Source organism: Flavobacterium sp. Leaf82, assembly GCF_001422725.1.
GTDB lineage: Bacteria > Bacteroidota > Bacteroidia > Flavobacteriales > Flavobacteriaceae > Flavobacterium.
The window spans coordinates 66,241-79,136 of sequence record NZ_LMMA01000007.1 but is presented as its reverse complement, the minus strand read 5'-3'; the positions used below and the strand labels follow the sequence as shown (position 1 = coordinate 79,136).

Below are 12,896 nucleotides of genomic sequence, written 5' to 3'. Positions count from 1 at the left end.
TGGTTTTGATTCCAAATAAAAAAGGCATCAAATGAATTTTCAAATGATGCCTTTTTTTATAGAAAAAAAAGTTTTTATTTCTGGTTGAACTTTGCTTTGAATTTATCGCTCAATTTAGTTTGAAAAGTCTCTAAGTTAATTGTTCTTCCCTGAATAAAAGCAGTCGTTAATTTATTTGTTCTCATGTCAAGTGCATCACCTTCAGAGATAAATAACGTTGCATCTTTACCGGTTTCTAATGTGCCGCAAGTAGCATCAATGCCTAATAATTTTGCTGTATTAGAAGTAATAAGTTTTAATGCTATTTCTTTGTCTAAGCCAAACGCAGCGCATGTTCCTGCCAGAAACGGAAGATTTCTTACGCTCATACGTTCGTGATCACCGCTATTTTCAAGACCTACAACAATACCTTTATCAGTAAGTATTTTTGCCATTTTATACGGAAGATTTACATCTTCGTCATCGCTTGTTGGCATATCATGAACGCGTCTCAATAAAACACCAACATTGTATTTTTGCAATACATCAGCTGATTTATAAGCTTCGAATCCTCCAACAATAACAATTTTTTTGATCTGGTTGTCAACTGCTAATTGTATGGCATCTACAATTTGTTTTTCTTCATCTGCATGAATATAAAGCGTTTGAGTTCCGTCAAAAAGACCTTTTGTAGCTTCTAGAACTACATTTCTTTCTTTTGTTGGAGCTTGATTATATGCTTTCGAGTTGATTAAAAAAGCAGCTATTTCTTCCACTTGTTTAGGATAATCTTTGTTTGCCTCGATTATTCCGGGTTCAAACCACGATCCTGATCTTTTAAAGTTTGATGGAAAATTAAGATGAATCCCGTCATTCTCTTTTATAATAGCATCTTTCCAGCTCCACGCATCTAATTGTACTATAGACGAAGTTCCTGAAATTCTGCCTCCACGAGGTGTAATCTGAGCTATTAAAACGCCGTTTGGACGAACAGTTTCTACTACTTTAGATTCTGAATTGTAAGCAATAATACTTCTTACATTAGGATTAAAACTTCCAATTTCTTCCTCATCATCAGATGATTTTACGGCATCGATTTCTACCAAACCTAATGTTGCATTCGGAACAATAAATCCCGGATAAACATGTTTTCCGCTGGCATCTATAGTTGTATCGAATGCGTTTGCAGCAAGTCTTATTGTTGTAGCATCTGCAACTAAAGTGATTTTTCCGTCCTTAAAACCAATTGCACTATTTTGAATAACGGTTCCATTACCCAAATGTGCAGTTGCATTTAAAATCAAAACAGATTTAGTTTCTTTTGGTGCCGGTATTTGCTGTGCTTTTATTTGTACTGAAGCACAAACTGCGAGCAGCATTATATATATGTTTTTATGTATCATATTATGTGTTTTTATCTTTCTGAATTTTCTAAAGCCTTTATAATTGTTCTAAAGTATCACAGTGATATTCTTTTTTCTCTTTTCTTGTAGGTTGTTGAGTACCTGCTCCTTTGTTTTTTTCTTGTAACATTTGCCCAATTAGCAAACTTCTTTCTTTAGAAATAGCCAATTGTTTTTCGGCATCTTTTTCAATATCAAAATAAACAACACCTTCAATAATTGTTTTTTCGGCTTTAGCATAAATAGATAAAGGATTATCGCTCCATAACACAACGTCAGCATCTTTACCTACTTTAAGGCTTCCTACTTTATCATCAATATGTAATAATTTAGCAGGATTCAGGGTTACAAATTTCCAGGCATCTTCTTCAGAAATATTTCCGTATTTTACTGCTTTTGCAGCTTCCTGATTCAATCTTCTGGACATCTCTGCATCATCAGAATTATAAGCTACAACCAATCCTTCATTATGCATAATTGGTCCGTTGAACGGAATTGCATCATTTACTTCAAATTTATAAGCCCACCAGTCAGAGAAAGTCGAAGCTCCAACTCCGTGTTCTTTCATTTTATCGGCCACTTTATAACCTTCAAGAATATGGGTAAAAGTGTTTACTCTAAAATTGAATTTCTCCGTAACACTCATCAACATCAAAATCTCAGATTCTACATAAGAGTGACACGTAATAAAACGTTCTTTATTTATAATTTCTGCAATAGTCTGTAATTCTAAATCAACTCTTGGTGCTTTTCCTTTTTTAGAACCTGCGTTGAATTTTTTCCAGTTTTCGTCATATTCTTTTGCACGTTGAAAATAATCAGTAAAAACCTGTTCAACACCCATTCTGGTTTGAGGAAAACGAGTTGGATTATCAATTCCCCAATTCGCTTGTTTTACATTTTCTCCTAAAGCAAATTTGATAAACTTAGGTTGGTTTTTGTATAACATTTCATCTGGAGAAGATCCCCATTTCCATTTTACAATTGCAGAACGCCCACCAATTGGGTTTGCAGATCCGTGTAATAACTGAGAAATTGTTACACCTCCGGCAAGATCTCTGTAAATATTAATATCTTCAGAGTTTACTACATCCTGAATCGTAACTTCGGCAGTCGAGTTGTGACCCATTTCGTTTACACCTTTAGAAATAGCAATATGCGAGTGTTCATCTATGATTCCGCTTGTAATATGTTTTCCTTTTGCATCAATAACAGTAGCAGATGCATCTGAAAGATTTTTACCAACAGCGGCAATTTTTCCGTTTTTAATTAAAACATCCGTTTCTGTCAAAACGCCTTCTTTTTCATTAGTCCAAACCGTAGCATTTTTAAACAATAAAGTTTGAGCCGTTAGTTTTTTCGAATCTCCAAAAGCAACATTAGGATAAGTTGTTGGAATTATAGGATTTGGTTTTTCTACTTTGGCAGTATCTTTAACAGCAACAAATGCACTTGTTCTTAAGGCAGTCCAGGTCAATTCATCACCATTTGATAAAACTGCTTTTCCGGATAAACTTTCCGGTTTTTCTATAAAACCGGTTAAACGGGTATAGTTAGATTTAATCGTATCTGCAGGTTTAATCAAAAGTGAAATCCAATTTTTAGAAACAGCAAAAGTGGTTTTTAATTTTTTTGCATCAGCAGTAGTAATTTCAGATTTTGGAGCATCAGCAGTTCCGTCGATTTTCCATTTATAAGTATCTTTTCCAACAGTTAAATCGTAGTTTCCGCGAATATCTTTTCCGTTAATATCATTTACTACATATTTCGTTCCCTGAACCCAGTTTTCATATAAAACCGTTTTTTCGTCAAAAATTTCACCTGAAGTAATTACAAAATTCGCATAACTTCCGGTTTTTAAACTTCCAACTTCATTGCTTTTTCCTAAAATAGCAGCAGGAATTGTTGTTAGGGCTTCTAAAGCTTTTGTTTTATCAAAACCATATTTAATGGCTTTTAATAAATTAGGTTTAAAATCTTCTGTCTTTTTTAATTTGTCAGTTGTCAGCGCAAAAACAATTCCATTATCAGATAAAACTTTTAGGTTTGAAGGCGCCTGATTCCAGAAACGCATATCTGTCAATTCGATTTGATTTGATAAATAGGGGTTTGAAACATCATAAGCCTCCGGAAAACTTATCGGAATAATATATTTTGCATTTGTACTTTTGATTTCGCCTATTCTTTCAAACTCATTTCCGCTTCCTTTTAGAACATAACTTAAACCAAATTCTTTAGCGATTTTAGCCGCTCTCAAACTGTTTAATTTGTCTTCTGAAGCAAAAATCTGAACTAGCTTTTCGTTGCTTGCCAATGCTTCTAACGATAAATCTTTAGTATCAGAATTTCCTTTTTTGTACCAATCCAGATCTAAATACATCTGACGCAATAAAGCCATCATACCCATTAATGAGCTTGGATAAGCCTGATTTGTCAAAGCGCTTCTTGAAAATGCAAAGTGGTTGGTGATTTTATTCGAAATAATTTGTTTGCTGCCTTCTGTATTATTCAAGGCAACTAAAACTCCGGTTCCCTGAGCAATTCCGTCAGGAATATGAGTTCCAACAACACCAAAACCGGCTTTTAGTAATTCTTCGGCTTTTGGCTGGTCATATTTAAACGTTTCGTAAGTGTTTACTTCCGGGCGAACACTTTCGTTCCAGTAATAACCAACTCTTTTCGTATCGTATAATGGGTTACGATCGCGTCCTCTGGTTACGTTAGCTTTTGGTTTTTCGACCCCAAAACTGGTATAAATATCAATAAATGAAGGATAAATTGTTTTTCCTTCAAGATCAATAGCGATACTGTTTTTAGGAATTGTAATATTGTTTCCAACTGCAACAACTTTACCATCCTGAATGAGTAAAGTTCCTTTTTCGATTTTTTGAGTTGGGGTAACATAAATCGTGGCATTGGTAAAAACAGTGTAATTTTTGTTTTTGTTCTGCACACTTTCATTAATAGGGAAGTATTCCTGAGCGTAGGTTTTTGTTAAAAAAACACTCAAAAAGAGTAGGAGTAGGGCTTTTTTCATAGTTAATTTGCAATTTTGTTGCTAAAAATATGAAATATATGTTATCTAAAATTTATTTAGTAGAATGTTTTTTCTTTATTTAGATAATATTTTAATTAAATCGTTGATAAGTAGCACTTATCGAATAGTATGAAAAATGACAAGAGTATAAAATGGGGAATTATTGGCTTGGGAAACATTGCAAATCAATTTGCTGCAGATTTAATGCTGTTGGATGATGCTAATTTATTTGCAGTTGCTTCCAGAGATAATGATAAAGCGATTGCGTTTGCAAAAAAGTACAATTGCTCTAAATCCTACGATTCTTATGAGGCACTTTTTAAAGATGATCAGGTTGATATTATTTATATTGCGACACCACATGATTCGCATGCCGAATTATCTATAAAAGCATTAGAAAACGGTAAACATGTTTTATGCGAAAAACCATTGGCTTTATCTTATAAAGATGCTGTTCGAATGGTTGAAGCTTCAAAAAAGAATAATAAATTTTTTATGGAGGCTTTCTGGACACGTTTTATTCCATCTGTTAAAGAAATTATAGAAAAAGTAGATCAGGGAATTATTGGTGATTTAAAATATGTAAAAGCTGATTTTGCTTTTTATGCGGATGAAAAACAAGGCGGAAGACTTTTTGATAAAAATCTTGGAGGTGGAGCTTTGTATGACATTGGCGTTTATCCGTTATTTCTCTCCTATATATTACTTGGATTTCCGAAAGAGATATTCGCAAAATCCATTTATCATAAAAACGGAATCGATCTGCAAACGTCGATGATTTTGCAATATGAGAATGCGCAGGCAATTTTGCTGGCATCGATAGTTTCAGAGTCTGATATGAAAGCCACAATAAGCGGAACGCAAGGACATATCGAGCTTAATTCTCCGTGGTATATTGCCAATGGATATTCTCTTTCTAAAAAGGATAAAGAAGAAACTTTTAGTTTATCAAATTTAGGAATAGGTTACACGCATGAAGCAATAGAATGTCATAATTGCATTAGAAACAACCAAATCGAAAGTAAACTTTGGTCGCATCAAAACAGTTTAGACTTGAGCAAAATAACCGAAGAAGTTAAAACCCAAATTGGGCTAGAATTTTAGAAAATATATTTTGTAGTAAAAAAGCTATATTTTGATAATTTTCATTAGATTTAAAGATATTTAATGAAGAGATTTTATGTTAGTAAAAGTTTACGGAAGTGCAGTTTTTGGAGTTGAAGCCACTACAATTACTGTAGAAGTTCATATGGATAAAGGGATTGGTTATCACTTAGTTGGATTGCCGGATAATGCTATAAAAGAAAGCAGTTACCGAATTGCTGCTGCTCTTAAAAATAATGGATACAGTTTGCCGGGCAAAAAAATAACGATTAATATGGCGCCTGCTGACTTACGAAAAGAAGGTTCTGCGTATGATTTACCATTAGCAATGGGAATTTTAGTAGCTTCTGACCAGATAAAAGCTCCAGAAATTGAAAATTATGTTATTATGGGTGAGCTTTCTCTTGACGGAAGTCTGCAACCCATTCGCGGCGCATTACCAATTGCCATAAAAGCGAAGGAAGAAGGATATAAAGGTTTCTTTTTGCCCATTCAAAACGTAAAAGAAGCGGCTATTGTTGCGGGATTAAATGTATACGGAGTCGAAAATGTGCAAGATGTAATTAACTTTTTTGCCGGAAAAGGAACTCTTGAACCTACGGTTATTGATACAAGAGCTGAATTTTATAAAACGTTAGATTTTCCTGAATTCGATTTTTCTGATGTTCGCGGACAGGAAAGTATAAAGCGCTGTATGGAAATTGCCGCTGCCGGAGGACACAATATTATTTTGATTGGTCCGCCCGGAGCAGGAAAAACGATGCTTGCCAAACGTGTTCCCAGTATTTTGCCGCCAATGACTTTGCGTGAAGCATTAGAAACGACTAAAATTCATAGCGTTGCCGGAAAATTAAAAGAAGTAGGTTTAATGAATCAGCGGCCATTTCGCAGTCCGCATCATACTATTTCGAATGTTGCACTTGTTGGCGGAGGAAGTTATCCGCAACCAGGCGAAATTTCGATGGCGCACAACGGCGTTTTGTTTCTCGACGAATTGCCTGAATTTAAGCGTGATGTTTTGGAAGTTATGCGTCAGCCGCTGGAAGATAGAGAAGTAACTATTTCGCGTGCTAAATTTACGGTAACTTATCCGTCATCGTTTATGTTGGTGGCGAGTATGAACCCAAGTCCAAGTGGTTTTTTTAATGATCCAAGTATGCCCAATACGTCTTCGCCACACGAAATGCAGCGTTATTTAAGCAAGATTTCCGGACCTTTATTAGACAGGATTGACATTCATATTGAAGTTACGCCGGTTCCTTTCGAAAAATTATCTGATGATCGAAAAGCCGAAAGTAGTGTTGAAATTAGAAAGCGGGTTACCGCAGCACGCGAAATCCAGACTAAGCGTTTTGAAGAAATGGAAAACATACATTATAATGCACAAATGAGCAGTAAATTAATTAGAGAATATTGTGCGCTCGACGATCAATCAAAAGAATTATTAAAAACGGCGATGGAACGATTGAATCTTTCTGCACGCGCCTATGACAGAATCCTGAAAGTTGCCCGCACAATAGCAGATCTGGATGATGCACCCAGCGTAATCTCACAACATATCGCTGAAGCAATTCAATATAGAAGTCTCGACCGCGATGGCTGGTTGGGCTAATTTGAAGACTTTATTCACTCACTTTTTTATATTCAAGAGTTCCCATTTGGGGCGTTGTAATAATACGTTTTGTAGTATCAAAATAATCTATTGTAAATTTTATTGGCAATAACACGGCGATAATAGTAAGTTCAGAATTATCCTGAGATAATTTCCATTTGGCTTTGTGTGATTCAGCTCCAACAAGACTTTCAAAATCTCCGTTTTCTCTAAAAACCTGAAAAACCTGATCTGTTTTAAAATAATCTTTAATGTCTTTTTCCTTACCCTTTTTTTCCCATTTTACTAATTGCCATTTTCCAATAAGTTCTTTAGAGGTTTGTGCCTTTACCAACGATCCAATTAAACAGATAAGGATTAAAAATATTTTTTTCATAATAATATGGTTATTAGAGTTATAGGATAAAATTAGTGATTTTTAGATATATTCCAAAAATTAATTTTTCTTCTTGTCACAAAACCTAGTTTTTCATAAAGGGCAATTGCACCAATATTACTTTCGACTACATGTAAATATGGCGTTATATTCTCGTCAAAAATTCTGTTTACAACTTGTGTAATCAATTGTTTGGCATAACCTTTTCCGGTATGATCGGGATGCGTAATAATAGCACTGACTTCGGTAAAATCATTCATTTTCATTCGTTCGCCTGTTATAGCGACTAACTGATTGTCTTTGAAAATTCCGTAATAATTGCCCAATGACGGAGTTTTGTTTTTAAAATATCCCGGCTGTACCAAATTAACCAAATGAAGCAATTCATCAATATGTTCTTCAGTTAGCTTTATGATTTCTTCAGTTATTGGTTGGTCTATTTTATTGTAAATAATCATTTGAAGGCAAACTAATTCTTTTACAATTTTTAACGAATCAGCTATTTCAGGTTTTTCTCCCACAATAAAAAAGCTTTCTGCTAATGCCGAATATTGATTTATGGCGTCTAAAGTGCTTTCTGGTTTTACAAAACCACCAAACGGACAATAATTAGGATCATAAAATTGAGTTCCGTTATAATCAATTACAAATTCAGCATGACTTTCTGATAAAGAATTCCATACTGGATTATCTAATTTGTATTCTTCTGTATTTTTCATTCGAGTAATTTTTATCAATCATCGTAAATCTTTTTATTCTTTTTCTTGTATTGGATAAAAGAATTTAAAAGAATTTGAAACTGCAGGATGTAAAATTGTACCATGATTTTCTTTTGGAAAATAGTCAAAATATACTTTTATGCTTTTACTTTTTGTTGCCTGAATTTTTTCGGCAAGCAAATTAGCATCAACTTCCATTACTCTGGGAATTTCTGTTGGAGTAAGACCTTCTTTGCCCACTGCAATATAAATATCAGTTTGCTGGTTAAAACCTTCCTGAAAAATAATGCTGTCCTGATTTAGTATAGAACCATTATTCCACCAGATGCTTGGACTTACAATGACATATTTATTAAATAGAGTTGGTTTTTTTAACAAAATTTCTGTTTCCAGTAATCCTCCTAATGATTGCCCTATGATTGTTTTAGAGTTGTTTGTTTTATATTTTTTATCAATAAAAGGCTGTAATTCTTTTTCGATAAAAGCAATAAATTTATCTGAATGTCCTGAAGATGCAAAACGTTTTTGGTCCTTTTCGATCGTTGTAGGAAATGTAAAATCCCTTCTGCGATCAACTGTTGCAATTCCCACAACGATAGATTTAGGAACCTGATTGATCCACTCAAAACTATTAAATTGCACCAATCCGGTAATATGTATAAAGTCCTCGTTTGCAGAGCCATCCAATAAATAAATTACAGGATATTTTGTAGCCTCTTCTGGTTTGTAACCTTCCGGCAGATAAATATTCAGGATTCTTTTTTCTCCCAGTTCTTTCGATTGTATTTCGTCGATAACACCCAATACAAAAGGTTTGCTTGTTTCTTTTGTTTTCGATTTATTGGTTTGGCTAAAAATTAAAGCTGAAGTAAAAAACAGGATTGTAAGTATTTTAAAATTATTCATTTTGTGGTATTAAATTAAGCACATTATAGTTTTTGAAAGCACTTTTTTTGAATAACGAAAATACGAATTAAACTTGAAAAAAAATCCCGTTTGCCACAAGACGAACGGGATTGTATCAATAATAGGATAGAAAATATTATTTTCGAGAAGCAAAAATTTCGTCCAAACCCTGCATTGCGATTGTAAAACCTTCTTTGAAACCCATTTCGATTATTTTTTCTAAATCTGAAAGGTTTTCATGTTTGATGGCAATATCTACAATAGTAGAATTTTCTTGTTCAGAAAAACTCACATCCCAGTCAGAGCGAGGTAAATCATTGTTTAAATTGCCTTCGCTATCGCAAAAAGCATCTAAATATTTAAAATTAGTTTTTGGAGAAATAGAAGTAAAATCAGCCAATGCCCAATGTTCTTCGCCTTCCGGACCCAGCATGGCATAGAGTCTCTGACCGCCTACTTTAAATTCCATTCTCTTTGTTTTGGATTTCCATGGGGCAGGAGCCCACCATTGGTCTAATATTTCAGCTTCTGTCCATGCTGACCACACATTTAAAAGGGAAGCATTAAACTCCCGTTTTACATTTACCGTACTTGTTTCTTTGTCTACAGTAAAATTCATTAATAGATTAGATTTCATTTTCTTTAGATTTTAGATTCATTAATACTTGATCGAGTTGACTAAAACGGTTTTCCCAAATTTCTTTAAATTGCGCTAACCATTTGTCTATTTCTTTCATTTTGTCAATTTTTAGCTGGTAATAGATTTCTCTTCCTACTTTTTTTTCCTCTAATAATTCACATTCATTTAGAATTTTAATATGTTTCGAAACGGCTTGTCTTGTCGTATTAAATTGCTCTGCAATAGTATTAGGTGTCAATGCATTTGTAGCAACTAATACTAAAATTGCTCTTCTGGTTGGATCAGCAATAGCTTGAAATATATCTCGTTTCATTTTTGATTTAATTTTTATTAGCAACCAATCAGTTGCAAATATACGTAACCTTTTGTATTCATAATATTTTTTTTGATTTTTTTTAAGTTTAAGATAAAAAAAAGACGTACAGTTTTTTGTACGTCTTTGTATTAGGGTAAATTTTTAAAGGCTGGATCTTCAAATATGCTTAGTTAGTTTTCTAGTTTTCCCAAGTTTCCATTAAGTTATCATTCCATAAATTTTCAGCATAATCTTTAAAAGTTTTTGGTGCTTTTTTAAAGTTTTCGTCCATTTTAAATTTGCCGCCTATAAATGATTTCTTATCGTTTTCATCGCTTCCAACCTGAACTTTATTTTCTCCGCGCATGGCATATTTATTATTTCCTTCATACATAATTATTTTCATGTTAGAAGGGCTTACATCGCCATGACAAACGGTTTTATACATTAACCAAACTTCAGCGATTCCGTTATTATCTAAGTCAGTAACTTTAAAAGTATTTTTTACAAATGATGCCACAATATCAACCGGACAATCAGAAATATAGTCATAAACTTTCCAGGTTTGTTTCACTTCATTATTCGATATTATATAATGATAAGCAAATAGTTCAGCATCGCTGCTGTCTTCAGCTTCATGTTTGAATTTTTTGCTGGTATAAATTCCTGTTTCCGTTGTGATTACAATATTATCGCCCAATTTATCTTTCCACCGAACTGCATTTTTAATAAAACCTTCGTATTTTATAGTTTTAGGAAATTGTGTCGAATCTATTTTGTTTACCACCAAAGCTTCATTTTTAGAGACATTTGATTCTGTGTTTTCAAGTACTTCGGGTGCTTCTTTTTTTTCTGGTTTGCAACCTGTAAACATCAAAATAAGGAATAATAAGATTGCGGTATTTTTGATTTGGATTTTCTCTGGCATTCTTTTAAAGTTTGGTTATAGATAAGTTTTATTCTGTAAAATGATTTATTTCACTTCAGTTCCTTCAAATTTTATTCGGGCATCATTTATATGTACCAGTTCGTCCAGTTCATAAACATTTTTATACCCATATCCGTAAAGATTAATGTGTGTTGGAATATTGAGCGCAAGCATAATAGGTTTTCTATTGGCTAATATTTGTGTTTCAGGAGCATTTTTAGGAAAAGACATTTTAGAAGCAAAATCTATTGGATCGCCATCAAAATTATTATTGCAATAAATTAATATCCGAGTGTTAGGATCAGGAATTAATTTATAAAGATTTTCTTGTGTAAAATCAGTAAAATCAAGATGAATTGCGCCTTTTAAATGTTTACGATTATAACGAAAATCAGAACGGCTGTCTAAAACAACAGTATTTTTTTCGTGGCTCATTTTAAGAAAAGCATCAAGACTTAATAAATGATTTTCCCGTTCTTTTTCGATTTCTAAAACAAGATTTTTAAAATCATCATAATCAACTAATGCTTTTGGATATTGCTTTTCTTCCGTCATAGTTGTTTTGTTTTTAGTTGTTTGAGAATAAATAAAGAGGGTTGAAAAACAACAGGTAACTAAAATTATAATTCTTATCTTTTTCATTTTTTATCAAATTTATAGTTTAGTTTTTTGTCCCTTAAATCATCATTTATCCCCTAAATTTATTCCTGACAATAATATCTTTAAGCCTTGCTTTCAGGTCTTCGCCAGTATCAAAAACCATTTGTTCGTTGTTTGGGAAAGGCACAGCACGTTTATTAAAATACGTCGTGTAACTATCTTCGCAAGCATTTCTGTCTCCTTTATAAGTCGAGTAAATATTTTCGAAAATAAATTCGCTTGTTACGGGAAACGATTGTAATAACTGATTCGTTTTTACCTCTACATAATCTACTTGTGCCGTAACCTGACAAGCTTTATATTGTCTGAATTCGTAAATATTGGCACGAAGCGTTCTGTAATTATCTACTTTAATTTCCTTGCCCAAACTATCTTTTACAGGTCTTCCGCGACTGTCCAACAGTGTTTTTACACCATCTTTAATCTGTCTTTCCTTAATAAATTCTTTCTCCTTAATTTGTTCCGGCGAGATATTAATTTGTCTAAAATTGATAATTAAGCTGTAATCGTAGGTAACATTTTTTTGTCTCACACTATGATAAACCGTCCATTTATCGTTTAATCCGTAGGTTTTAAAATCCAGTAAATCATCCTGAAGTTGCTTCGGAATCACCATATTGGTTTGGTTTTTGGCATAAACATCTACAAAATCAGTTCCTTTAAACTGCGCATCATCCATTAGTTTTTTTGTATTCTTATAATTTGGATTGATACTTTCCAGATAGAAAAAATCATCATATGCTTTTCTGAAATCCAGTTTATTATTTGATTTTAAAAGTGCCGTAGCATTTTCATATAAATATTTAGAAAGCGCATTTTTGCTGCTCACAATCTGATCTGTGTAATTATCAAATGCAAAAGATGCATTTTTTCCTTGCTTCAATAACGGCAAAGGCAATAAAGGCCTGATTTTTTCCTGGCGGTTGTTTAGTTGTAAATACGTGTTATAAATACGCTCAGCGTTAGCCGGATTCGCTTCTTTAATCATTAAGTCAAGATTGCGCAAATCCCTGTCTTTTGCTTTTGCAAAAGCCTCTTCGAGCAAAAACACATAATCTTGTTTTCCTTTAGAATCTTTTTTGGTTCGCAAAGCTTCCACGGCGCGATCAATGGCACCATCATAATTGCCGTCGCTTAGCAACGATTGAGTTGTTTTTACACCGCATGAGCCAAGTGCCAAAAATAATATAGAAAGCAGTAAAGTAATTTTTTTCATTCTAAAGACCAATTGATTTTC

Annotated in this window: 12 protein-coding genes; 2 read left to right on the top strand and 10 right to left on the bottom strand. The window is 33.4% G+C overall.

The genetic code is table 11. From position 1 onward, the window contains the following. Positions 1 to 74 precede the first annotated feature (74 nt). Together ASF10_RS07485 and ASF10_RS07480 are read right to left on the bottom strand one after the other, a co-directional pair. Complete coding sequence (locus ASF10_RS07485) at positions 75 to 1,382, bottom strand: amidohydrolase family protein (RefSeq protein WP_056247270.1); 1,308 nt, start codon at positions 1,380 to 1,382, stop codon at positions 75 to 77. A 37-nt stretch (positions 1,383 to 1,419) separates the two neighbouring features. Further along, entirely contained in the window at positions 1,420 to 4,419 is a 3,000-nt protein-coding gene (locus ASF10_RS07480; RefSeq protein ID WP_056247268.1) for an amidohydrolase family protein, read from the bottom strand. Positions 4,420 to 4,548: 129 nt separating this feature from the next. On the opposite strand from ASF10_RS07480, the gene ASF10_RS07475 reads away from it, so the two are divergent. Then, positions 4,549 to 5,523 (top strand): Gfo/Idh/MocA family protein, encoded by a 975-nt coding sequence (locus tag ASF10_RS07475; RefSeq protein ID WP_056247266.1) that lies wholly within the window; start codon positions 4,549 to 4,551, stop codon positions 5,521 to 5,523. A gap of 76 nt (positions 5,524 to 5,599) precedes the next feature. Beyond that, the gene (locus ASF10_RS07470) at positions 5,600 to 7,135 is read left to right on the top strand and encodes a YifB family Mg chelatase-like AAA ATPase (protein ID WP_056247264.1); all 1,536 of its coding nucleotides are present in this window, start codon (positions 5,600 to 5,602) and stop codon (positions 7,133 to 7,135) included. Between the two features lie 10 nt (positions 7,136 to 7,145). On the opposite strand, the gene ASF10_RS07465 is transcribed toward ASF10_RS07470, so the two are convergent. From ASF10_RS07465 to ASF10_RS07430, 8 genes are all read right to left on the bottom strand, one after another. Next, the gene (locus ASF10_RS07465) at positions 7,146 to 7,511 is read right to left on the bottom strand and encodes a hypothetical protein (protein ID WP_056247261.1); all 366 of its coding nucleotides are present in this window, start codon (positions 7,509 to 7,511) and stop codon (positions 7,146 to 7,148) included. Between the two features lie 32 nt (positions 7,512 to 7,543). Further along, positions 7,544 to 8,230, bottom strand: coding sequence for a GNAT family N-acetyltransferase (locus tag ASF10_RS07460; protein ID WP_056247260.1), 687 nt, complete (start codon positions 8,228 to 8,230; stop codon positions 7,544 to 7,546). Between the two features lie 33 nt (positions 8,231 to 8,263). After that, on the bottom strand, positions 8,264 to 9,136 hold the full coding sequence (locus tag ASF10_RS07455; RefSeq protein ID WP_056247258.1) for an alpha/beta hydrolase: 873 nt from the start codon (positions 9,134 to 9,136) through the stop codon (positions 8,264 to 8,266). Between the two features lie 136 nt (positions 9,137 to 9,272). Further along, positions 9,273 to 9,773 (bottom strand): SRPBCC family protein, encoded by a 501-nt coding sequence (locus ASF10_RS07450; protein ID WP_056247256.1) that lies wholly within the window; start codon positions 9,771 to 9,773, stop codon positions 9,273 to 9,275. Continuing rightward, a complete protein-coding gene (locus tag ASF10_RS07445; protein ID WP_056247254.1) occupies positions 9,763 to 10,089 on the bottom strand; it encodes an ArsR/SmtB family transcription factor in 327 nt (108 codons plus the stop codon). The genes ASF10_RS07450 and ASF10_RS07445 overlap by 11 nt, the downstream gene beginning before the upstream one ends. Before the next feature lie 181 nt (positions 10,090 to 10,270). After that, positions 10,271 to 10,981 carry a M949_RS01915 family surface polysaccharide biosynthesis protein gene (locus tag ASF10_RS07440; RefSeq protein WP_056247310.1) on the bottom strand — a complete coding sequence of 237 codons (711 nt, stop codon included), beginning with the start codon at positions 10,979 to 10,981 and terminating at the stop codon, positions 10,271 to 10,273. A 63-nt stretch (positions 10,982 to 11,044) separates the two neighbouring features. Continuing rightward, positions 11,045 to 11,554: a rhodanese-like domain-containing protein gene (locus ASF10_RS07435; RefSeq protein WP_241774925.1), complete on the bottom strand. Its 510-nt coding sequence runs from the start codon at positions 11,552 to 11,554 to the stop codon at positions 11,045 to 11,047. 133 nt (positions 11,555 to 11,687) lie between these two features. Next, a complete protein-coding gene (locus ASF10_RS07430) occupies positions 11,688 to 12,875 on the bottom strand; it encodes a hypothetical protein (protein WP_056247250.1) in 1,188 nt (395 codons plus the stop codon). Positions 12,876 to 12,896: the final 21 nt, after the last annotated feature.